Annotated in this window: 24 protein-coding genes; 19 read left to right on the top strand and 5 right to left on the bottom strand. The window is 28.3% G+C overall.

What is annotated here, in order from left to right; all coding sequences use genetic code 11:
• Positions 1–157 precede the first annotated feature (157 nt).
• From HRT41_15950 to HRT41_15900, 11 genes are all read left to right on the top strand, one after another.
• On the top strand, positions 158–1,021 hold the full coding sequence (locus HRT41_15950) for an SPOR domain-containing protein (protein NQY25513.1): 864 nt from the start codon (positions 158–160) through the stop codon (positions 1,019–1,021).
• Between the two features lie 18 nt (positions 1,022–1,039).
• Entirely contained in the window at positions 1,040–2,452 is a 1,413-nt protein-coding gene (locus HRT41_15945; protein NQY25512.1) for an anthranilate synthase component I family protein, read from the top strand.
• A gap of 27 nt (positions 2,453–2,479) precedes the next feature.
• A complete protein-coding gene (locus HRT41_15940) occupies positions 2,480–3,268 on the top strand; it encodes a pyridoxine 5'-phosphate synthase (protein ID NQY25511.1) in 789 nt (262 codons plus the stop codon).
• A 10-nt stretch (positions 3,269–3,278) separates the two neighbouring features.
• The gene (gene pdxA, locus HRT41_15935) at positions 3,279–4,196 is read left to right on the top strand and encodes a 4-hydroxythreonine-4-phosphate dehydrogenase (GenBank protein NQY25510.1); all 918 of its coding nucleotides are present in this window, start codon (positions 3,279–3,281) and stop codon (positions 4,194–4,196) included.
• A complete protein-coding gene (locus HRT41_15930) occupies positions 4,197–5,261 on the top strand; it encodes an ATP-binding protein (protein NQY25509.1) in 1,065 nt (354 codons plus the stop codon).
• 76 nt (positions 5,262–5,337) lie between these two features.
• On the top strand, positions 5,338–6,051 hold the full coding sequence (locus HRT41_15925; protein ID NQY25508.1) for a UMP kinase: 714 nt from the start codon (positions 5,338–5,340) through the stop codon (positions 6,049–6,051).
• 9 nt (positions 6,052–6,060) lie between these two features.
• Positions 6,061–6,276: a DNA-directed RNA polymerase subunit omega gene (locus tag HRT41_15920; GenBank protein ID NQY25507.1), complete on the top strand. Its 216-nt coding sequence runs from the start codon at positions 6,061–6,063 to the stop codon at positions 6,274–6,276.
• 39 nt (positions 6,277–6,315) lie between these two features.
• On the top strand, positions 6,316–8,451 hold the full coding sequence (locus tag HRT41_15915) for a bifunctional (p)ppGpp synthetase/guanosine-3',5'-bis(diphosphate) 3'-pyrophosphohydrolase (protein NQY25506.1): 2,136 nt from the start codon (positions 6,316–6,318) through the stop codon (positions 8,449–8,451).
• 146 nt (positions 8,452–8,597) lie between these two features.
• A complete protein-coding gene (locus tag HRT41_15910; GenBank protein ID NQY25505.1) occupies positions 8,598–9,809 on the top strand; it encodes a tyrosine--tRNA ligase in 1,212 nt (403 codons plus the stop codon).
• Between the two features lie 2 nt (positions 9,810–9,811).
• Entirely contained in the window at positions 9,812–10,885 is a 1,074-nt protein-coding gene (locus HRT41_15905; GenBank protein ID NQY25504.1) for a nitronate monooxygenase, read from the top strand.
• Between the two features lie 90 nt (positions 10,886–10,975).
• On the top strand, positions 10,976–12,241 hold the full coding sequence (locus HRT41_15900) for an N-acetylmuramoyl-L-alanine amidase (protein NQY25503.1): 1,266 nt from the start codon (positions 10,976–10,978) through the stop codon (positions 12,239–12,241).
• On the opposite strand, the gene HRT41_15895 is transcribed toward HRT41_15900, so the two are convergent.
• The 5 genes from HRT41_15895 to HRT41_15875 form a co-directional block, all read right to left on the bottom strand.
• A complete protein-coding gene (locus HRT41_15895; protein NQY25502.1) occupies positions 12,213–12,653 on the bottom strand; it encodes an NUDIX domain-containing protein in 441 nt (146 codons plus the stop codon). The two genes, HRT41_15900 and HRT41_15895, sit on opposite strands and share 29 nt — an antisense overlap.
• A 103-nt stretch (positions 12,654–12,756) precedes the next feature.
• The gene (locus tag HRT41_15890; GenBank protein ID NQY25501.1) at positions 12,757–13,827 is read right to left on the bottom strand and encodes an LptF/LptG family permease; all 1,071 of its coding nucleotides are present in this window, start codon (positions 13,825–13,827) and stop codon (positions 12,757–12,759) included.
• A gap of 1 nt (position 13,828) precedes the next feature.
• Entirely contained in the window at positions 13,829–14,383 is a 555-nt protein-coding gene (locus HRT41_15885; protein NQY25500.1) for an aminoacyl-tRNA hydrolase, read from the bottom strand.
• A complete protein-coding gene (locus tag HRT41_15880) occupies positions 14,383–14,919 on the bottom strand; it encodes a 50S ribosomal protein L25/general stress protein Ctc (protein NQY25499.1) in 537 nt (178 codons plus the stop codon). Before HRT41_15880 ends, HRT41_15885 begins: the two co-directional genes overlap by 1 nt.
• An 84-nt stretch (positions 14,920–15,003) precedes the next feature.
• Positions 15,004–15,336 carry a cobalamin biosynthesis protein gene (locus HRT41_15875; GenBank protein NQY25498.1) on the bottom strand — a complete coding sequence of 111 codons (333 nt, stop codon included), beginning with the start codon at positions 15,334–15,336 and terminating at the stop codon, positions 15,004–15,006.
• A gap of 107 nt (positions 15,337–15,443) precedes the next feature.
• Between HRT41_15875 and folD the strand changes: the two genes are divergently transcribed.
• The 8 genes from folD to HRT41_15835 all read left to right on the top strand — a co-directional run bounded on the left by folD (position 15,444) and on the right by HRT41_15835 (position 21,806).
• The gene (folD, locus tag HRT41_15870; GenBank protein NQY25497.1) at positions 15,444–16,304 is read left to right on the top strand and encodes a bifunctional methylenetetrahydrofolate dehydrogenase/methenyltetrahydrofolate cyclohydrolase FolD; all 861 of its coding nucleotides are present in this window, start codon (positions 15,444–15,446) and stop codon (positions 16,302–16,304) included.
• Positions 16,297–17,094: a signal peptidase I gene (lepB, locus tag HRT41_15865; protein ID NQY25496.1), complete on the top strand. Its 798-nt coding sequence runs from the start codon at positions 16,297–16,299 to the stop codon at positions 17,092–17,094. The genes folD and lepB overlap by 8 nt, the downstream gene beginning before the upstream one ends.
• The gene (rpiB, locus tag HRT41_15860) at positions 17,094–17,543 is read left to right on the top strand and encodes a ribose 5-phosphate isomerase B (GenBank protein ID NQY25495.1); all 450 of its coding nucleotides are present in this window, start codon (positions 17,094–17,096) and stop codon (positions 17,541–17,543) included. Before lepB ends, rpiB begins: the two co-directional genes overlap by 1 nt.
• A gap of 131 nt (positions 17,544–17,674) precedes the next feature.
• Positions 17,675–18,901 carry an HD domain-containing protein gene (locus HRT41_15855; protein NQY25494.1) on the top strand — a complete coding sequence of 409 codons (1,227 nt, stop codon included), beginning with the start codon at positions 17,675–17,677 and terminating at the stop codon, positions 18,899–18,901.
• Positions 18,902–18,976: 75 nt separating this feature from the next.
• A complete protein-coding gene (locus tag HRT41_15850) occupies positions 18,977–19,204 on the top strand; it encodes a hypothetical protein (protein ID NQY25493.1) in 228 nt (75 codons plus the stop codon).
• An 8-nt stretch (positions 19,205–19,212) separates the two neighbouring features.
• A complete protein-coding gene (locus tag HRT41_15845) occupies positions 19,213–19,614 on the top strand; it encodes a hypothetical protein (GenBank protein NQY25492.1) in 402 nt (133 codons plus the stop codon).
• A gap of 11 nt (positions 19,615–19,625) precedes the next feature.
• Positions 19,626–20,633, top strand: a complete 1,008-nt coding sequence (gene ltaE, locus HRT41_15840) for a low-specificity L-threonine aldolase (GenBank protein NQY25491.1) — start codon at positions 19,626–19,628, stop codon at positions 20,631–20,633.
• Positions 20,634–20,780: 147 nt separating this feature from the next.
• Positions 20,781–21,806, top strand: a complete 1,026-nt coding sequence (locus tag HRT41_15835) for a thioredoxin fold domain-containing protein (GenBank protein NQY25490.1) — start codon at positions 20,781–20,783, stop codon at positions 21,804–21,806.
• The last annotated feature ends 402 nt before the right edge of the window (positions 21,807–22,208 follow it).

Genomic DNA, 22,208 nt, shown 5'->3' with positions numbered 1-22,208 from the left:
TGTGATATTTTAGATGATATTTCAAATACTAAATTACAAGAAAAAATTAAAGAAGAAGTAAAAGTTCTTGCTTCTAACTTTGTAATTTATACTCAAAGTACGTACTAAAGAAAACAATAGCAGGGAAACCTGCTTGATTAAAATATAAAGGTTTGTTATGGAAATCAAAGGTAATAATTTTATTAAGAATGTACAAATCAAACAGGAAAAAGATCAAATTCAGCAGCGTTTAGATGAAATTGAGCGAGCAAATCCAAGTATGCAAGAAAGTTCTGCTTTTCAAAATGAAATGAATAATATTGATATAGAAGAAAAAGAACTGGGTGATATTATGTTAGATAACCAAGCACCTAGAACACAAAGCGCAAATAAAAAGAAATACATAGTATTGGGTTTAATTCTAATAGTATTGTTTTTATTAACCATAGTAACTATAAGATTATTAAGTTCAAATGACTCAACAGACAACTCTTTTGTAGAACCTATTCAAGAAGAAATTTCACAAGAAGAAGTACTTAATAATGATAATATTGAAGAACAATATCAAAAAATAATTAATCAAAAACTTCAAAGTATTAAAGACAAAAACATTAAATTAAATGACTCTATTAATATTGAAAAAACACAAGCCGATGAAATAAAATTGGTAAAAAAAATCGATGAAGTTGAAGTAAAAAAAGTACTAGAAATCAAAAAAGAAATTATGGAAATAAAAGAAGAAAAAGTTTTTGTTCCAAAAGTAAAAAAAGTTGTTAAAAAAGTACTTAAAAAAGCACCTGTCAGCAAACCTTCTGGTTATTTTGTACAAGTAGGATCCTTTACGAAACAGCCTTCATTAAAATATTTAAACAATATCACTGCACAAGGATATGAATACAGATTGTATGAAGTACTTGTAAAAGGAAAAACCTTTACTAAAGTATTAGTAGGCCCATATAACAATAGAAACGATGCAAAAGCCAATTTAAAATCAATTCAAAACAAACTAAAAAGTTCTGGTGCGTGGATTATAAAGATATAAAATACAAAGAAGATAAGAATGAATAAAATATATACTAAAACCTTGTTTTTAGATCAATTTACGCCCGTTTCTATTTATGCTAAGATTAAAAAACTTTATGAAAATGAAATTACATTTCTTTATGAAAGTACTATTAATTCAAGCGTAGGAAATTACTCTTATATTATTATAGGAGCAAGAGAACGTATTTGGCATATTAAAAATAAAAGTTATTTTTTAAATGAAGAAGGTATAAAAAAAGAAGTTGATTCTAACCCTTTGAAATTTTTACAAAATTATTACAAAAACTTTGATAAAGAGTTTTACAAAGAACAATCTTCTAAATTAGGTATTGGTCTAATTGATGGTTTTATTGGAAATGTGGGTTATGATATGGGAAAAGAGTTTGAACCCTCTTTAAAGCCTTTTATGGATGATTTAGAAGATGAATTAAATATTCCTGATTTGGATATGATACGACCAAAAATCATTTTGGGATTTTCGCATAAAACATCAAAACTTGTAATGATTACGTCTGTTAAATCTTGTGAAAACGACTTAGAGAAAATCGAAGCAGAACTTTCTTCTTCTTACTCTTTCACGCCATTAGGAAAAGCCAGCATTCAAAATGAAGGCGAATTTGCTTTTTCTAAAGAAAAATTCTTTGAAATGGTAGCTACGTGTAAAGAAAGAATCAGAGCCGGTGATGTTTTTCAGATTCTTATGTCAAATCGTTTTACGCAAAAAGCAAAAGTAGATCACTTGAGTTTTTACAGAGCGCTAAGGTCAAAAAACCCAAGTCCTTATTTGTTTTTTCTGCAATATGAAGATTTTTCAATTGCAGGAAGTAGCCCTGAAGTAATGATACGTTTAGTAGATGGGCATATGTTATTACGTCCTATTGCAGGTACAAGAAAAAGAGGAAAAACGCTTGAAGAAGATTTAGAACTTGAAAAAGAACTTTTAAGCGATCCAAAAGAGAGAGCTGAGCATATTATGTTGGTTGATTTAGGTAGAAATGATGTAGGTCGCGTTGCAAAAACGGGAAGTGTTAAAGTAAGTGATTTAATGCGTATTGAAAAGTATTCTCATGTAATGCATATTGTTTCTGATGTGGAAGCTATAATTGATACACAATACGATATGTTTGATTTATTTCAAGCTACTTTTACAGCAGGAACTATGACAGGGGCTCCTAAAATAAAAGCCATGGAGTTAATTGCCAAGTTTGAAGGAATAAAAAGGAACTTTTATTCTGGTTCAATTGCGTATTTTGGTTTTGATGGAAATATGGATTCTGCTATTACCATACGAACCACATTTTTAACAAAAGATACAATCATTTTTCATGCAGGGGCTGGTATTGTTGCGGATTCTGTGCCTGAAATGGAATACCAAGAAGTACATAATAAACTTGCTGCAAATATTGCAACGCTGAAAGATTTATCTTAAATAAATTTTTAAAAGAAAAGGAAAAAAATGGAACTAGGTGTAAATATTGATCATATTGCAGTACTAAGAGAAGCAAGAGCTATTAATGACCCAAACCCACTAGATGCGCTAAGTATTTGTAAATTTGCAGGTGCTTCTCAAATAACGATACATTTAAGAGAAGACAGAAGACATATTCATGATGATGATGCCGCTGCTATTATAAAACACTCTACTTTACCTGTAAATTTAGAATGCTCAATAAATGAAGATATTATAAACATAGCTTGTGATTTAAAACCAGCACGTGTAACCTTAGTTCCTGAAAACAGAGAAGAAGTGACCACTGAAGGTGGATTGGATTTAAAAAGTAACTTTGTTAAAATTAAAAAAGCCATCAAAACCTTACATGAACATGAAATCGAAGTTTCTTTATTTATTGATCCTAGTAAAGAAATGATACAATTATCAGAAGAGTTATTAGTAGAATGGATTGAGTTGCATACGGGAAGTTTTGCAAATATTTATGCCATGTTACATGGAAACTTAGCCAATTCGCATCACAGTATAAAAGAATTAGAACTTCCAAGAAATGATTTAAAAATCAGACTTCAAAAATCAATTAATTCTATAATAAAAGCTTCTAAACAAGCACATAAATTAGAACTAAAAGTAGCAGCTGGACATGGATTAAACTATCAAAATGTACAAGAGATTTCAAACATCGCTTATATTGAAGAACTAAATATTGGGCAAAGCATAATAGCACGTTCTGTATTTTCTGGTTTGCACAAAGCAATTATTGATATGAAAGAACTTATAAAAAGCCAAGCATAAAAGAGTAATTATGGAAAGTGTTAAAAAGAAAATTGCAATTTCAGTTGGAGATTTAAATGGAATTGGTATACAAATTATTTTATCGCAACATGAAATAATATCAAACTTATGCCAACCCATTTACTGTATTAATAAAAAAATGTTAGAACAAGCAAGTTTTTTGTTAAATATTCCTATTCCTGATAATTTTGTTTTACATGAAAGCAAGGGGGAATTTAAAATAAAACCCTCCTGTGTATCTAAAAAAGCGGGATTATATTCTTATGTTTCTTTTTTAGATGCTATTAGCCTTAGCAAAAACAAAAAAACCCATGCATTAGTAACTTTACCTATTAATAAAGAATCCTGGAACAAAGCAGGTATTACGTATAAAGGTCATACAGAAGTATTAAGAGATATATTTGGACAAAATGCTATTATGATGTTGGGTTGCGAAAAAATGTTTGTATCTTTGTATACAGAACATATGTCATTAAAAGATGTTATAAAAGAAATTAAAACAAAAAAAATATTAACTTTTTTACTTAATTTTTATGAATGTGTAAAAAGTGATAATATCGCCGTATTAGCATTAAATCCACATGCAAGTGATAATGGTGTTTTAGGAAATGAAGAAAAGTACATAATAAAAGCCATAAAAAAAGCAAATCTTATACTTAAAAAAGAAGTATTTAAAGGACCCTTAGTTCCAGATACTGCTTTCTCTCCATCTAATAGAGCGAACTTCACTTATTATGTTGCTATGTATCATGACCAAGGATTAATTCCTTTAAAAGCTCTGTATTTTGATGAAAGTATTAATATATCATTAAACTTACCCATCAAAAGAACTTCAGTAGATCATGGAACTGCTTTTGATATTGCGTATAAAAACAAAAAAATAAACAGCAAATCTTATATCAATGCTGTAAAAGAAGCTATAAGATAAATGAAAACGCTGGAAGCTTGTTATGAATTAAACTTCTCAAAAGTTAATTTTTTAGAGAGAAAAACAAGAATAAAAGACAATTATACTTTATTAATAGGTCCTCCAAAAGCAGGAAAAAGTTTTCTTATATATGATTATTTAAGCACAAAAATAGAAAGTTCTTATTTATATATTGACTTTGAGAATTTTAAAAATACTCAAATAAATAAAAATGATTTGGACATTTTTCTTACAGAAAATAAAATAAAAATACTTGTATTGGAAAATTTTAATTTTGATTTTGAACTACCTGTTTGCGAAAGCATTATTATTACAAGTGCTGTAAAAACACAATATAAAAATTATAAAAGTTTATTTTTAATGCCATTGGATTTTGAAGAGTATTTATTGCATGAGCACAAACATCAAAATACAACAGGGGCTTTTAATCAGTTTTTAAAATTTGGGAATATTCCACAACTTATTCATACTGAAGAGTTTTCAAAAGAACAAAATCTTCAAAATATACTTAAACTTTATGCGAAAAATGAAACAGAAATTAATATTTTAAAACTTTTATTTTCAAATATTGATGAAAAAAAATCTATTTATCAACTCTATTTAGTAATGAAAAAAGAATACAAAATCTCAAAAGATAAATTTTATGAATATTGTAAAAAATATGAAGATAATCTTTTAATATTTTTTGTAGAAAAATACGGACAAGAAAAAGCAGTTAAAAAACTTTATTCCTACAATCATGCATTTTTACCTGCTATTTCACATAATAAAAAATTCAAAAATGAATTCTCAAATATGATTTTTTTAGAATTATTCACGCGTTATAAACAAATATATTATTTAGATAATATTGATTTTTATTTACCACAAAATAACTCTGTAATTTTATCTATTCCTTTTTTCAATCCTTTTTTAATTAAAAATCTGCAAAAAAAGCTCTCTCTTATTATTAAAAAGTATGATTTAAAAGAAGTATTTATTATAACGATTGGAAATACAGAACATTTTACGGTTGAAAATTTAGACATCCAAGTTTTGCCTTTTTATGAATGGGCAGTACAGTAAAACATAAATCTTATTTTGCTTAATTAAGGCTTTATCTTAATTTTGCTATTATTGCAAAATTATTATAAGGATACCTATGAATAATAAAAGAGTACTTGTTAAATTTTCAGGTGAAGCACTCGCAGGCGATGCAGGATATGGTATTGATACAAAAATATTAAATTATATATCAGAAGAAATTAAAGAATTAGTTGACAATGGCATCCAAGTTGGGATAGTTATTGGTGGTGGAAATATTATTAGAGGTGTTACTGCTGCTGCTGATGGTGTTATTAAGAGAACAAGTGCGGATTATATGGGTATGTTAGCAACTGTTATAAATGGCGTTGCTATGCAAGAGGCATTAGAGCATATTGGTTTAAAAGCAAGATTACAAACAGCTATAAAAATGGAACAAATTGCAGAATCTTTTATTGTAAAAAGAGCGCAAAGACACTTAGAAAAAGGTCGAGTGGTTATTTTTGCAGCAGGAACTGGTAATCCTTATTTTACAACAGATACAGCTGCTACTTTACGTGCAAATGAAATTGGTGCGTGTATGTTAATAAAAGCTACCAAAGTAGATGGAATTTATAATAAAGATCCAATGAAATATAATGATGCTGTTAAATTAGATGTGGTATCGTATGATCAAGCATTAGAAGACAATATAAAAGTTATGGATGATACAGCTATTGCATTAGCAAAAGAAAATAATCTTCCAATTGTGGTTATGAATATGAATGAAAAAGGAAACTTATTGAAAATCATCCAAGGTGATTATTCTAAGTGTTCTGTAGTAAAAAATTAAAGGATTAATATGAGACTAGAAGAAAGAATTTCAAATGCATTAGAAAAAGTTGACAATGACAGATATATCTTAGCATTAGCTGTAGGTCAAAGAGCAGATGAATTAAGCAAAGGTGCTAAACCTTTATTAGAAAAAAATACTTTAAACATGAAATATACTGATATAGCAATTGATGAAATAGCTACTGGTTTATTAGTAATTGATGGATTAGTTGACAAAAAATAATTTCAATTAATATCTAAATTTAATACTAAGGCTTAGAACGTGGATGCATTTATCAAAAAAATTGGGCTTATCTCTACAATTGATGATGCACTTAAAGCCTTAGAAGAACAAATAGAATTAAGCCCAAAACTTAAAGAGATTCTCAAATTTTCAATAAAAGCCCATGAAGGGCAAAAAAGAAAAAGTGGACAACCTTATATTATTCACCCAATCTTAGTAGCCTGTATAGCTGCTAATTATTCTAATGATGAAGATATAGTAGCAACTGCTTTAATGCATGATGTGGTTGAAGATACAAAATACAATCTGGATTTCGTACGAAATCAATGGGGCGATGAAATTGCTCATATGGTTGATGGTTTAACCAAAATTGATGAAATAAGAGAACATGAACTTATTCCTTCATCTACTAATACAAAACTTATGTCCTCCGCACTTACTTTTAGAAAAATGTTGATAGCTTCTATTGATGATCCACGAGTTTTAGTTGTAAAATTATGTGATAGATTGCATAATATGTTAACCCTTGAAGCTTTAAGTCCTGAAAAACAACTTCGAATTGCTGAAGAAACTATGGTAGTTTATGTCCCAATTGCACACAGACTTGGTATTTCTTCTATCAAAAATGCCCTTGAAGATTTGTCTTTTTTATATATTTATCCCAAAGAATACAAAAAAATTGATGATTTCATTCAAGAACATGCCCATAAAATAACGGTTACTTTTAATGAATTTATATCTTCTACTAAAAAACTATTGGAAAAAAATGGTTATGAAGACGGTAAAATTGTAATCAAATCAAGAATTAAACATTATTATTCTATTTATTTAAAAATGCAAAGAAAAGGTGTCAATATTGATGAAGTATTAGACCTTTTAGCAATAAGAATTATGGTTGAAAATGAAATTGACTGTTATAAAATAATGGGTTTTATGCACCTTGAATACAGACCTCTAATTGCACGTTTTAAAGATTATGTTTCAACACCTAAAGAAAATGGTTATCAAACCATTCATACCACTGTTTTTTATAATTCTAAAATTCATGAAGTACAAATACGAACCTTTGATATGAATAAAGTTGCAGAATATGGAATTGCTGCGCATTGGAAATATAAAGGTGGAAATAAAAAAGGTCCAAATTTAAACTGGCTTAAATCACTTGAATACTCAAATGAAAATGTAGAAGAGTTTTATCATGAAGCCAAACAAGAGTTTTTTTCTGAAGAAATAGTAGTTTATTCACCTAAAGGTGGAATTTTCACCCTTCCAAGAGGTTCAACTGCTTATGATTATGCTTATATGATTCATACTGATGTTGGAAATAAAGCCAGTGAATGTTATATAAATAAGGTTAAAAAACCTCTTTTAACAGAACTACACAGTTCTGATATTGTTTCGATTAAAACGCTTGATCATGATATTCCCAGATGTTCATGGGTAGATATGGTTATAACTAGCAGAGCAAAAAAACAAATTAAAATTTTATGTTCACATAGAGAAAAAGAATTAGATGAATTAACAGGTGCTAATATAATTAATACTATTTTTTCACGATACAAAGAAAATATAATAGAAGCGTATCCAGTAAGTTCTTTACAGAAAATTCCACTTGATTTGTCTTATTTAAAAAATGTTAAAAAAACCATTGAAAAAAATATTAATAAAAAAGCGGGTTTTGTAACAATGTTTAAGATGTTTACCTCAAATTTAAAAGCCTATAAATTTGATAATGTTTTGCTTACTTCAAACTTTACAATTTCTAGTATAGAATTTGATCACTGCTGTCATCCAAAAATTGGAGATGGTATTGTTACTTTTAAAGAAGGTACAAAAGCAATTATTCATCATAAAATGTGTGATAAAGCCTACAATAAAATAAAAAATAAAGATCAAATGTTATACGCGCAATGGATGGGTGATACCTATTATACGTATAAAATGCTGGTTTCTTTACCTAATAATAAAGGCGAGTTAGCCAAATTATTAAGTTATATGTCTAAATATGATCTTTATATTTTATCTATAGAGTATGGAAGAGAAAAACATTCTTACAGACAATACTGTGATATTGAATTTGAAATCAATGACCCTAATATTGAAAAAGTAAGAAGTTTTATTGAAAAAAAATCAAAAGTAATTGATTTTTTCTCTAAAAAAGATGCATACAAATAATTGACATTTTATTACTTTAATACTATTTTATGTAGTTTTTATAAATACTAAAGCAACGCATAGATGTAGCAAATTACGAATTGTTTAAACATAATATCAGTTTAATGATTACATAGTATAATATCACACTTATTAAAAGAGGTTATATGGAAAATAAAATAAAAGAAGCGTTAGCTGAAATTAAAAGAGGTTCTTTTGAAATCATTGATTTTGAACGAATTGAAAAACTAATAAAACAATTTTATGAAACAGGTAAAAACTATTATGTAAAAGCAGGTTTTGATCCAACTGCTCCAGATTTACACTTAGGACATACTGTTTTAATACAAAAATTAGCTACATTCCAAAAATTTGGAGGAATTGTTCAATTTTTAATTGGAGATTTTACTGCAACTATTGGCGACCCAACAGGGAAAAGCGAAACCAGAAAAGTATTAAGTGAAGAACAAGTATTAGAAAATGCAGAATCTTATAAAGAACAAGTATTTAAAATACTGGATCCAGAAAAAACACAAGTAATGTTTAATTCAAAATGGCTAAAAGAATTAGGTGCAGGGGGAATTATTAATCTTGCATCCAACCTTACTGTTGCTAGAATGTTAGAAAGAGATGATTTTTCAAAACGTTATGCTAAACAAGCACCAATAGCCGTAAGTGAATTTATGTATCCTTTATTACAAGGTTATGATTCTGTTGCTATGAATACCGATATTGAGATTGGAGGTACGGATCAGAAGTTTAATTTACTAATGGGAAGAACCTTGCAAAAAGCCTATAATTGTAAAAAACAGCAAGCAGTATTAATGATGCCAATTTTAGAAGGTTTAGATGGGGTTAATAAAATGTCTAAATCCTTAAACAATTATATAGGCGTTACAGATGAAGCAAATGATATGTTTGGAAAAATACTGTCTGTATCGGATGAATTAATGTGGCGATTTTATGAATTGTTGTCACAAAAATCTATTCAAGAAATAAAAGATTTACAAGTGGGCGTGAAAAACAAAAGTTTGCATCCTAAAAAAGTCAAAGAAGATTTAGCTATGGAACTGGTTGAAAAGTATCACGGAGAAGGAAGTGGTCTAAAAGCAAAAGAAGAATTTGAAAAAATATTTACGAAAAAAGATATTCCTAGCGAAATGGCTGAATTCACTTTTGAACATGGAGCATGGATTTGTCAAGTATTAGTAGACAGTAATTTGGTTAAATCTACATCTCAAGCAAGACGTGATGTTAAAGCCAATGCAGTTTCTTTAAATCAGAAAAAAATCTCTGATGAGAAATTAAATTTAGAAAAAGGCGAGTACATTTTACAAAAAGGTAAAAAAAGTTTCGCTAGAATTATAATAAAGGGCTAATTTTGAAAATAGGTAAATATGAAATAAAACATCCTATATTCCAAGGTGGAATGGGTGTCGGTGTAAGCTGGGATCAGTTAGCTGGTACGGTAAGTAAAGAAGGTGGGCTTGGTGTAATATCTGCTGTTGGAACTGGTTATTATGAAGACAGAGCTTATGCTGAAAAACTAGTACGTGGTAAACCAAAAGATGCATTAAACTTTTATTCAAAAGAAGGTTTAACAGCAATTATTCGTAATGCAAGAAAAATATGTGGAGATGCTCCTATAGCATGTAATGTACTGTATGCATCCAACGATTATGGAAGAACAGTTACAGATGCCTGTGAGGCAGGAGCAAATATGATTATTACGGGAGCTGGTCTTCCTACTAATATGCCAGAATTTACAAAAGATTATCCTGATGTTGCGTTAATACCTATCGTTTCATCAGCACGAGCTTTAAAATTAATTTGTAGAAAATGGAAGCGTTATAATAAACTTCCTGATGCTGTTATTGTTGAAGGTCCTTTAAGTGGAGGACATCAAGGTTTTTCTTATGAACAATGTTTTCAAGAAGAATTTCAACTTGAAAATATCATTGGTCCCGTTATTGAAGAAGCAAAAAATTGGGGTTCTATGCCTATTATTGCAGCAGGTGGTATTTGGAACAAAGATGATATTGATAAATACCTTGCTATGGGCTGTACGGGTGTTCAAATGGCAACACGTTTTATTGCAACGTATGAATGTGATGCTCATGCAAATTTTAAGAAAATACTTTTAAATGCAAAAGCAGACGATATTAAACTTTTTAAATCTCCTGTTGGTTTACCAGCACGTGGTGTTAAAACACAATTGCAATTCTCAATTGAAGAAGGAACAGCTCCTAAAGTAGTTTGTATTTCTAACTGTGTTGCACCTTGTCATAGAGGGGTTGAAGCAAAAGCAGTAGGTTATTGTATTGCAGATAGATTATCATCTGCTTATAATGGCGATGAAGAAACTGGACTATTTTTTACAGGAGCAAATGGTTATAAAATTGATAAAATCATTTCTGTAGCAGAACTTATGGAAAAACTCACCAAAGGAGAATAAATTTTACGAAGTTTTATTCTTCTAATATTATTATTTGCCAGTACTAATCTACTGGCATCCAACCTAAGCTATAAATATTCTAATTTAAAAATGTCCTATTTAAGGGCAGTTTTAAGTTCAGATATTAAAAAAGAAGAAAAATACCTCAAAGAGCTTATATTTGTTGGTAAAAAACTGCAATACAATACCACTAAGTACCAAAATGAACTGAAAAAAATCAATACAAAAAAAACTTCTGTTAAAAAAACAAATCTTAAAAAATCTCCTATAAAAAAACCTGCAAAAAAAATACAAAAATACAGTAAATCAAGCTACAGCATAAAATCTGTTTATACAAAAAACAATACTATAGTTATCTTATTTAACAAAAATATTACCAATAAGTATTTGACATTTTTTGAATTGCATTATAAAAAACTTTCAAAAGATGTATTTGATATTAAAGGGAATTTTAAAGATGCAAAACCCAGTAAACTAAATATCAAAGGAATTGATAGAATTAGTATAGCTCAGAATCAAAAAGATGTTCTAAGAATTGTTTTATCTCATAAAAAAAATCTAAAAACTACTTATATTTTTAATAAAAGATCTATAATTATAAAAATACACAATCTATCATTAACACGAGTAAGTCCAGGTATTTCTAAGATTATAAAAAACAAATACTATATTAACAAAAACAAAGTCATTGTTATAGATGCAGGACATGGAGGGAAAGATTCAGGTGCAGTAGGTCCTTATAAACGATATGAAAAACACAGCGTTTTAAAAGTATCAAAATATCTCTACACTTATTTAAAACAAGAAGGCTATAAAGTTTATCTTACAAGAAATAAAGATAAGTTTATAAAAGTTAATAATAGAACTGTTCTTGCAAATAGAAAAAAAGCGGATATATTTATCTCAGTACATGCAAATTCTGTTCCCAAAAGTAAAGCACATAGAATAAGTGGAATTGAGACTTTCTTTTTAAGTCCCGCAAGAAGTGAAAGAGCCAAAAGAGTTGCAGCAAAAGAAAATCGCTCAGATTTAAGGAAAATGAATTATTCATCTAAGAATTCATTTTTAACCGTTTTAAACAGAAGTAAAATCACAGCATCTCAAAAGCTTGCCATTGATGTACAAAAAAATATCTTATATAACGTAAGAAAATCATATAACAAAGTAAATGATAGTGGAGTAAGAGAAGGTCCCTTTTGGGTCCTGGTAGGGGCTCAAATGCCATCTATATTGGTAGAAATTGGATATATTTCTCATCCTCTTGAGAGTAAACGTTTGTACTCCAGAGATTATCAAAAAAAGATGGCAAGAGGAATTGCAAATGGAGTTAATGCTTATTTTGCAAAAAATCCCTAATATCTCTCATTATGTACATTTGTTTATCCCTTATTAAAGGTAAATCATCTAAAGAAAAGAATTTTACTTTTTGATTTTCCCAGGATAAAAAATTATCTAATAGTTTATCATCAATAAATTTATCATCCATATCTACAATACAAGACGATTCAACCAACCAAATCCCTACATCTTTTTCTTCATTTAACTGTTCAAAATATTCTTCAAAATATTGTTTTTTTACATAAAGAGAGCTTTCTTCTTCCACTTCTCTTTGCGCACAGGTTTTTTCTTCTTCATTCTTAAGTACTACACCTTTTAAAAATCCCCAAGAATCTTTACTTGTAACACCCTTACATAAAAGTACTTTTATACTTTTTTTACTTATTTTATAAATACATAAACCATAGGCTTTTTTATGATCACTGTTCATAGTTCTCCAAAATACATTATAATATCATTTTAAATTCTTAAAGAAAGTATATGAAATTATTAATTATAAAAAGTTGAATTGTCTGTAATTAAAATGAAATACTTTAATTACTTGAAGTATTTTTATAGAAAATAAAATATGCTAAAATTATCCAGAGAAAAAAGGGCAAAAGAATTGAAAGTTCAGGCAATAAAATACCTCCAAAGGTAAGTTTATGCAACATAAAGAAGATTCCCCAAACAATTAAGGTCCCAAAAATACTAAAAGTAGTAAATGCAGTAAAAGAGAAGGTTCTTGCATTTGCTTTTGCAAAAGAAAAAACCAATAAAAGTAAAGGCATTACAAAAAATATACCAACCACTTCATAATATAAAGAAGCCCGTACTTTTAGAGTACTTATATCTTGTTCTTTTAATAAAACCAAAGCACTTAAAGCATCTAAAATAGAAAATTTTGATTTTGATTCATATACATTATCAAGAATTTTTGGTTTAAAACCTTCAAGAGTATGCAAAAACTTCTCATATCTTACTTCGATTTTTGAACTTTTCCAATCAATATTAAGAGGTTTACTTAGTATTTTTGCATCCAATACATACCATTTATTATTTTGAAAATAGGCACGCTCAGCCACTATACTTTCAACAATATCTCTTCCTTGAAGTTTATAAATATGTATTCCTATGGCTTTTTTTTCTAAGGGGTATAGTTTTTTAAAATACACAAAATAATCATTATACTTTAAAAAAATATCTGCTTTAGAATTTGTAAAATATTCATTTTTAACAATTTTTCCTTTTTGTTCATAAGAATAAGCTAAAGGAGTTGCTTGTAATAAAAATAAAATACTTAATAAAAAAAATGACACACGCATAATGGGTTGATAAATATATTTTTCTTTAGTACCTAAAGAATAGAATGCCACCAATTCATTGGATTTAATAAATACTACTAAAGTAAGTATCCATGCAAAAACTAAGGATAATGGAAGAGTAAGTGTTAGGGTGAAAAAACCATTATATAATAAATACAGCAGTTGTAAATTAGCAGATTCTGGGAGTTTTTTAAAATTTTGTAAAAAATCTAAACCTACAAAAAATAGTTCTAAAGAAACCAAAATAATGAAAAAGTTTTTTAAAAATTTTGTTAAAATATATTGTGTTATTAAGCTCATTTTACTTCATTGTGAATTTGGATTTTACTTCCACTAAAGGCAATGTTTTTATAGCCTCAATAGCTTTGATAATATGAACTATTATATCCTCTAAAGTATTTAATTCTACTTTTGAAAAATTAGATAAAACATAATTAGCAACATCAATTTTATTAGCTGGTTTTCCAACCCCTACTCTAATACGAATATATTCTTTTCCAATATGTGCATCTAAAGATCGTAATCCATTGTGCCCACCATGTCCACCACCTATTTTAAACTTAACCGTTCCAAAAGGTAAATCAATATCATCATGAATAACAATAATATCTTCATTTACAATATTATAATAAGAGGCAATAGCTTCTATACTTTGTCCTGAATTATTCATAAATGTTTGTGGTTTTGCAAAAAGTGAATTTGAAGATTTTATAAGTTGGGCTATAAAATTTGATTTATTGATAGTTGTTTTAAGACTTAGGTTTTTAGTTATTTCATCAATAACTAAAAAACCTATATTATGTCTTGTAAGTTCGTACTTACTACCTGGGTTTCCAAGGCCTGTTATTAAAAACATTATTTTGCGTTAATAACACCTACAACTGGAACTCTAGGATCTAAATAACAATCAACATTAGCTGGCATTTTCATATCTCTAACTAAGATTGAATGACCATTATCTAAAGCAGATACTTCTAAATTGAATACTTCTGGTAAGTTTTCAACAGTACATTTAACAGGAATTCTTTTTTTATGAACAATAAATAAACCTTTATTTTTCAATCCAATAGGAGTTCCTGACGTTGTAACTGGTACTGAATAATTAGTTCTAACACCAGGTTGAGCAACCATTAAATCAACATGTAATAAATCTGAAGTCATTGGATGTTTTTGATATTCTTTAACAACCACTTTGTATACAGTTCCTGCAACACTTACTTCAAATACAATATTTTCTTTAGCTCTTAAAGCTTTAATAAATTCATTTCTTTTAAAAGCTGCAGAAATATTTTCTAAACCTTTACCATAAATATTAGCAATTAAATAACCATCTTTTCTCAGTTGTTTAGTTGCTAGTCTATGCATACTATCTCTTACGATACCCTCTAACATATTAATCCTTTTGTTTTAAATTAGTGGCGCATGATACTTAAAAGATACTAAGAGTTAGTTGAATTATGGGAAAAGACGTAAGAACTACTGTTTTTTTATATTTTTAATATAAAAAAAGATAGATGCAATTTCGTCATTGGTTAAAAAATACGTAGGCATGATCAAAGATTCACTTTTTTTTGCTTGTAAGACTTTTTTAAAGTCGACAAAAGAGAGTTTATTAATTGCGGGAACAATTATTTGTTGTTCTTGGTCATTTTTGTCCAAATATATTGCAAGAACTACTTCTTTTGAAGCACCCTTATGGCATTTAATGCACCCAATTCCTCTTGGGTTTTTATACAACATTGCACCATATTCATATTTGGTAATAAAAGAAGTATCTAATTCATCACTTAATAAAAAAGTACTTAAAATAAATAATAAACAAAGCTTCAACCTTAACCTTTATATAAATGACTTTTGGCTATTATAGCCAAGAAATAGGAATTAAAATAAAAAGTAAATCAAAAGGCCAAAACACAATGATTATTCTAGATGGAAAAGCGTTATCTAATAAAATTAAAGATGAAGTCAGAAATGAAGTAAATGCACTTCAAAAAAGTGAACAAATTACTCCAGGTTTAGCTGTATTATTAGTAGGAGCGGATCCTGCAAGTGCTGCTTATGTTGGTATGAAAAGCAAAGCGTGTAGAAAAGCAGGAATTTATTCTGTTGTACATGAAATGCCTTCTACTATTACACAAGCCAATATTTTAGATACTGTTCATATGATGAATTTAAATCCAAATATTGATGGTATTTTGGTTCAACTTCCCTTACCTAAACATGTAGATACTACTGCCATTTTAGAAGCCATTGATCCAAGAAAAGACGTAGATGGTTTTCATGCCTATAATATTGGTAGAGTAACTACAAAACTGGATGCTTTTATACCAGCAACTCCTTATGGGGTAATGGAATTATTAAAAGAATATGATATTAAAATAAAAGGACAAAATGTTTGTGTTATTGGCGCTTCAAATATTGTTGGAAAACCAATGGGGACTTTGCTTTTAAACGAACATGCAACCGTTACTACTTGTAATATTGATACAAAAAACTTAAAAGAACATACGCTTTTAGCTGATATTATTTGTGTTGGGGTTGGGGTTGTTAATTTAATTACTAAAGATATGGTTAAAGAAGGCGTAATTATTGTTGATATTGGAATCAACCGTCTAGAAGATGGTAAGCTTGTTGGGGATGTAGATTATGAAAATGTAAGTAAAAAATGTTCTTACATTACACCAGTACCTGGAGGAGTAGGACCTATGACTATTGCTATGTTATTAAAAAATACTCTTAAAGCTGCAAAAGTGCGAAAAGACAGATTAGATGTTTAGAAAAATCTTTAATTGGTCTTCTACGTGGACTGGAACCATTGTAATCGTTTTAACTATTATCTTTTTTGTTGCTCAAGCTTTTGTAATTCCTTCTGGTTCTATGAAAAATACTCTCTTAATTGGAGATATGCTTTTTGTTAAAAAGTTCTCTTATGGTATTCCTTTACCTAAAACTCCGGGTATTTTAGGACTTCCTTCTTTTACTTTACTGCCTGATTTTAATGGTAATGGGCATTTAATTGAAGCTAAGGGTCCTAAACGTGGAGATATTGTTGTTTTTTTATATCCAAATGATCCCCAAATTCATTATGTTAAAAGAGCGGTAGCGGTAGGAGGAGATTTAGTAGCTCTGCAAGATAAAGTCTTATATCTTCACCCACATGAAGGAAATGATTTTGTAAAAGAAAATTATAAAAAATCAGAATATACTTTATGGAATGATAAACTGTGGTTAATTAATCCTTATAAAAAAGAACATCCAGGTATTCATAATGACCCAAGTGTTGTTTACAATGATGCAAGATTAGGGCCATTGTTTAATATGATGCCTTTAGAAATTCCTAAAGATGAATATTTTATGATGGGTGATAACAGAGACCATTCAAATGATTCAAGATTCTGGGGTACTGTTAAATACAAATATATTATAGGAAAACCTTGGTTTATTTATTTTTCATGGGACAAAAATTACAAAATCAGATGGGATCGAATGTTTAGAAGCCCAAGCAACATAGAAAAAGACATGATAGGTAAAACACAAAAAATAAAACATGAAGAAGGAATATACTAATGAAATACTTTATAGCAGCCGATCATGCTGGTGTTGATTTTAAAAGCATAGTAAAAGAGATGTTTGAGAATCTGGGTCATGAAGTAATTGATTTAGGTCCTGTAAACAAAGACCGTGTTGATTATCCTGATTTTGCAGAAAAACTGTGCAAAGAAGTATTAAAAGATAAAGATTCTAAAGGAATTTTAATTTGTGGTTCAGGTATTGGAATGTCTATGGCTGCTAATAAATTTGATGGTATTAGAGCTGCTTTATGCCATAATGAATACTCAGCACAAATGGCAAGAGAACACAATGATGCCAATGTAATTTGTTTAGGGGAGAGAGTATCTGGACTTGGAATTCTTGAAACTATTATAAAAACATGGGACAAAACATCTTTTGCAATGGGACGTCACGAAGGCAGAGTAGAAAAAATCAACGCTTTATATCAATCTTGTAGAGCATAATTCATTTTAAAGGACTAAGATGAGAGAACCATGGATTGCTTACGTTGTTGTTGGAATCGTAGTTGCTTTAATGTTATTGGGTAAAAAAATGATTTATACAGGGGATGAGAACAAAGAAAAAAAGGATAAAAATGATTAATGCAAGACTCATTGATCATATTTTTGCTTCTGCATCCATTCAAAGATGGAATGATTATCCACGTATGGTCGAACTAGTAGAACTTGATAAACAAGCCCACAAATTTATTATTGCTTTTTTTATTGCAAAGTTTGAGAAAGATATTAATTATACCCACTTAATTGAAGCAGGTATTTTTGAGTTTTTACGAAGAACAGTAGTTACAGATATAAGACCCGATGTTTTTAGAAATGCTTTACAAAAAAAAGCAAAAGAAATTAATGCCTGGGTTATTACTAAACTATCTCCATGTTTAATAGATATTGATGATGGAGAATTTCTTAAAAAATTTGAAAATTATTTGCATGATGATTCTATGTATAAAAAAGAGCGCTTTATATTAAAAGCAGCTTCTTATTTAGCTACAAAATGGGAATTTGCTATTGTTTATCAAACCAGCCAGTTTTTGAGTGATATAGAAGAGCTTAAAATTTCTGTTGAAGAAGAGCTGGAAGACTATTATGAATTAATTGGGGTAAGAAAAATTGCTCTTAATAAAAAACTGGCGAAAATTGTTGATTTAAGTGGACGTTTACGTTTTCAAAAACGTTGGGCTCAAACGCCTAGAGTTCCCGAAACTTCTGTTTTAGGTCATATGTTAACTGTTGCTATTTTTTCTTATTTTTACTCAAGAGAAATAAAAGCCTGTGACAAACGTTTGCAGAATAACTTTTTTGTTTCTTTATTTCATGATTTCCCAGAAGCCCTAACAAGAGATATTATATCTCCCGTTAAATACTCTGTAGATGAATTATCTGAAATTATTTCGGAATACGAAATTATTAAAATCAATGAAAAAATTCTTCCCAATATTCCAGCATTTTTGCACAGTGAGTTTTCTTATTTACTTGGTTTATATGATGGCATTAAAGATGAGTTTTTAAATAAAATAAACGTAGATAAAATAGAAGTAGTGAAAGATCTTGATGCTTACAATGAAGACAAATACAATGCCATTGATGGTTTAGCACTTAAACAATGTGATAAACTTTCTGCTTTTGTTGAAGCTTCTTTATCTATTTCACACGGAATTAAATCAAAAGAACTGGTAAAAGGTAAAAAAGAAATATTAAGTTCTTTAAAAACCATATCGGGTGTTGATTTCAAAAAAATAGCAATAAACATAGATGAAGATTTTGGAACCTCAAAACATGTACAATCGCTCATTGATTTATACTAAGGATTAATCATAGAAAAAATCATATTAAATGTAAAAATACAGAATCTTAAAAAAGTATTAGAACTTCTTAAAAAGATGGATAAAAAACTTATAGAAAACACAGAGGTAATAAGTGCTACTAAAGAAAGTTATTCTTCTTTAAAAGAAAAAATAAATCCAAATAAATACTTAAGCTCTAAAGCCTATGCAAAAAAAACAAGTAACAAAACAAATGAGCTAGAGGACGAATTTTTAGCCAGTCCTGTTAAAAAAACAAAATATCTAAGTGCCAAAGATTTTAAAAACAAATTAAATAAAAAATAGGAAATACCATGCAAATTTTACTCATATCTGTACTCATTTTAATCGTATTAGCAATTATAATCTATAAAATCAACAATAAATTTGGAAAAAAAGAACAGCAAATTTATGTAGGTCTTTTATCATTATTGTTTATTTCATATATTGTTTTTGAAAGTACAAAAGAAAAAGCTCTGCCTACATTATTTAAAGAACAGTATTTAAAAAAGAATAATATAGAAATATTAAAACTCTCAAGTAAACTACTAAACAATAAAGTTTTAAGCTCAAATAAACATTTTGTATATGAGTTTACGTATATTATTAAAAAAGAAGAAAAAGAATATATTTGTACAGCAAATAAAGTCGATATCACAAAAATTCAAGATGAATTTATTATAAAACAATACAAAGAAAAATGTGAAATAAAATAAATAGGCTAATCATGAAAAAAACAATTGATTTACGAAGCGATACGTTTACAATTCCATGTTTAAAAATGAAAGAAGCTATGTTGAAAGCTAGTGTAGGAGATGATGTATATGGTGAAGATCCAAGTGTAAATCTTTTGGAAAAAACAATAGCCAAACTTACCAACAAAGAAGCAGCTCTTTTTACAAGCTCAGGCACCCAAGCCAATCTTTTAGCCCTCTTATCTCACTGTAAAAGAGGTGAAGAGTATATTTGTGGACAAGAAGCACATATTTATAAATATGAAGCAGGAGGTGCTGCTGTATTAGCTAGCATTCAGCCCCAACCCTTAGATTTTAAAAAAGATGGTTCTTTAGCTTTGAAAAAAATAAAAGAAACAATAAAACCCAAAGATTCACATTATGCACAAAGTAAAATAATATGTTTGGAAAATACCCATGATGGAAAAGTTCTATCTTTGTCTTATTTAAAAAAAGCCAAAACTTTTGCAAAAGAAAACAATTTACTTTTACATATAGATGGTGCAAGGGTATTTAATGCAGCTGTACATTTAGATGTAAAAATAAGTGAAATAACACAATATGCAGATTCTATATCTATTTGTTTATCGAAAGGGCTAGGAGCTCCTGTGGGCTCTTTATTGGTGGGTTCCAAATCTTTTATAGAAGAAGCAAGAAAATACAGAAAAATGTTAGGTGGAGGAATGAGACAAGCAGGATATTTAGCTGCTGCTGGTTTATACGCACTTGAACATAATATTAATGATTTAAAAAAAGACCATAAAAATGCCAAAGAATTAAAAAAAGAATTAAAAAAAATAAAAGATATAAAAATAATTTCAAATGATACTAATATGTTATTTATTGAAGTTAAAAACTCACAAAAATTACTTACTTATTTAAGTAAAAAGAATATTTTAATTTCTGGTTATGGAAAACTGCGTTTAGTTACACACAGAGATATTACAAAAAAAGATCTTCAAAAAGTAATAAAAGCATTTAAAGATTATTATTCAAAGTAATAAACATAATTAATATTTTTTAGCTGTATTTTATACCCTTTTCGTCTTTTGTTTAAGTATTAATATTAAACAAAAAATCAATTTATTTTTAAGTGTAGAAGACTATTCTTTATTATAGTGTTTTATTTTATATTTAAAGGAGCGTTTATGAAAGCTCAGAACCTTCTATTTATTTTGCTTTTTTGCTTTACATTGTTAATAGCCCAAGAAAAAAATGAAGGTAAGTTTTATGGAGCGAAAGATGTTCATATACCCTCTTGGTTTTTGGATAGTTTTTTGGATATCAAAGATGATATTGAAGAACAAGCCTTAGAAAATAAACGTATTATTATATTTGTGCATCAAAAAGACTGCCCTTATTGTAATAAATTTATTACTTATAACTTAGAAGATAAAAAAACAAAAGAGAAAATACAGAAACACTTTTCAATTGTTGATGTCAATATGTTTGGGGATAAAGAAATAAATTATCTTGATGGAGAAACATACAGTGAAAAAAGTTTTGCAAAAAAATATAAAATACAATTTACTCCTACCTTACTCTTTTTTAATGAAAAAAATGAAGAAATATTAAGACTAAATGGATATATACCTCTTAAGAAATTTAACCTAGCGCTTGATTATATTAAAAACAAAGAAAAAAATATACTTAGTTTTAAGAACTATGTACAAAAATACAGTAAAAAAAGCCTTTCAGAAAGCAGCATGAAAAGTAAACTTTTTATTAATACTTCTAAGAACTTTCGAAGAGATAAAAACAGTAAAGCGCTTGTAATATTTTTTGAGTATGAAAATTGCCTTGAATGTAAAAAACTGCATACTTTATTTCTTGAAGATACTGTCATACAAAAACTTCTAAAAAACATTGATATAAGATTTGTTGATATGAATGATAATACAGCTCTTGTAACACCTTCTAAAATTATAATGCATACAAAAGATTGGGTAGAGAAACTAAATATCACCTATAACCCAAGTATTATATTTTTTGATAACAAAGGCAAAGAAATAATACGTATTGAAGCCAGTTTTAAAAAATTTCATATTCAAAGTATCGTAGATTATGTAGTTAGTAAAGCCTATATAAAAGAAGCAGAATTTCAAAGGTATTTAACAAAAAGAGCCAATCAAATTAGGGAAAAAGGCAAAGATGTAAATATTTGGATAGATTGATAATCTATTGTATAAAACATTATTTAGAAGTATAAAGGTTCTTTACTTGAATTTACATTTTGCATAAATTCACTTCTGTTATTTTGTTTATATAAATCATTTATATCTTGATAATTTATATTATTTGAAGACTTATTTTGAGACTCTACGCTTGAATAAATATCAATTTTATTTTGTATAGAATTATTGTTTTGATGATTAACGTAAATTGCAATAGCATCTTTGGAATCTATTTTTTTTTCTGATTTTAGTATGTCCAGTAATTCAGAATTATCTATAGTGTTTTTATCTGCGTTTTGAATAAATTCACTTCTATTATTTTTTCTATGAAACTTATATAATGAGATTATGTGAATATGTTAGTATATTTGCATAGAGTTTGAAAGATAATATATTGGTATG

The sequence above is a fragment of the Campylobacteraceae bacterium genome, assembly GCA_013215945.1.
Classification (GTDB): domain Bacteria; phylum Campylobacterota; class Campylobacteria; order Campylobacterales; family Arcobacteraceae; genus NORP36.
The sequence above is the reverse complement of the archived record's forward strand: the minus strand, read 5'-3'. Positions and strand labels throughout refer to the sequence as shown.

Excerpts from the sequence above, each read along its gene's own strand:
- HRT41_15950 (NQY25513.1), top strand. The coding sequence starts at position 158 with ATGGAAATCAAAGGTAATAATTTTATTAAGAATGTACAAATCAAACAG.
- HRT41_15945 (NQY25512.1), top strand. The coding sequence starts at position 1,040 with ATGAATAAAATATATACTAAAACCTTGTTTTTAGATCAATTTACGCCC.
- HRT41_15940 (NQY25511.1), top strand. The coding sequence starts at position 2,480 with ATGGAACTAGGTGTAAATATTGATCATATTGCAGTACTAAGAGAAGCA.
- pdxA (NQY25510.1), top strand. The coding sequence starts at position 3,279 with ATGGAAAGTGTTAAAAAGAAAATTGCAATTTCAGTTGGAGATTTAAAT.
- HRT41_15930 (NQY25509.1), top strand. The coding sequence starts at position 4,197 with ATGAAAACGCTGGAAGCTTGTTATGAATTAAACTTCTCAAAAGTTAAT.
- HRT41_15925 (NQY25508.1), top strand. The coding sequence starts at position 5,338 with ATGAATAATAAAAGAGTACTTGTTAAATTTTCAGGTGAAGCACTCGCA.
- HRT41_15920 (NQY25507.1), top strand. The coding sequence starts at position 6,061 with ATGAGACTAGAAGAAAGAATTTCAAATGCATTAGAAAAAGTTGACAAT.
- HRT41_15910 (NQY25505.1), top strand. The coding sequence starts at position 8,598 with ATGGAAAATAAAATAAAAGAAGCGTTAGCTGAAATTAAAAGAGGTTCT.
- HRT41_15900 (NQY25503.1), top strand. The coding sequence starts at position 10,976 with ATGTCCTATTTAAGGGCAGTTTTAAGTTCAGATATTAAAAAAGAAGAA.
- HRT41_15895 (NQY25502.1), bottom strand. The coding sequence starts at position 12,653 with ATGAACAGTGATCATAAAAAAGCCTATGGTTTATGTATTTATAAAATA.
- HRT41_15890 (NQY25501.1), bottom strand. The coding sequence starts at position 13,827 with ATGAGCTTAATAACACAATATATTTTAACAAAATTTTTAAAAAACTTT.
- HRT41_15885 (NQY25500.1), bottom strand. The coding sequence starts at position 14,383 with ATGTTTTTAATAACAGGCCTTGGAAACCCAGGTAGTAAGTACGAACTT.
- HRT41_15880 (NQY25499.1), bottom strand. The coding sequence starts at position 14,919 with ATGTTAGAGGGTATCGTAAGAGATAGTATGCATAGACTAGCAACTAAA.
- folD (NQY25497.1), top strand. The coding sequence starts at position 15,444 with ATGATTATTCTAGATGGAAAAGCGTTATCTAATAAAATTAAAGATGAA.
- lepB (NQY25496.1), top strand. The coding sequence starts at position 16,297 with ATGTTTAGAAAAATCTTTAATTGGTCTTCTACGTGGACTGGAACCATT.
- rpiB (NQY25495.1), top strand. The coding sequence starts at position 17,094 with ATGAAATACTTTATAGCAGCCGATCATGCTGGTGTTGATTTTAAAAGC.
- HRT41_15855 (NQY25494.1), top strand. The coding sequence starts at position 17,675 with ATGATTAATGCAAGACTCATTGATCATATTTTTGCTTCTGCATCCATT.
- HRT41_15850 (NQY25493.1), top strand. The coding sequence starts at position 18,977 with ATGGATAAAAAACTTATAGAAAACACAGAGGTAATAAGTGCTACTAAA.
- HRT41_15845 (NQY25492.1), top strand. The coding sequence starts at position 19,213 with ATGCAAATTTTACTCATATCTGTACTCATTTTAATCGTATTAGCAATT.
- ltaE (NQY25491.1), top strand. The coding sequence starts at position 19,626 with ATGAAAAAAACAATTGATTTACGAAGCGATACGTTTACAATTCCATGT.
- HRT41_15835 (NQY25490.1), top strand. The coding sequence starts at position 20,781 with ATGAAAGCTCAGAACCTTCTATTTATTTTGCTTTTTTGCTTTACATTG.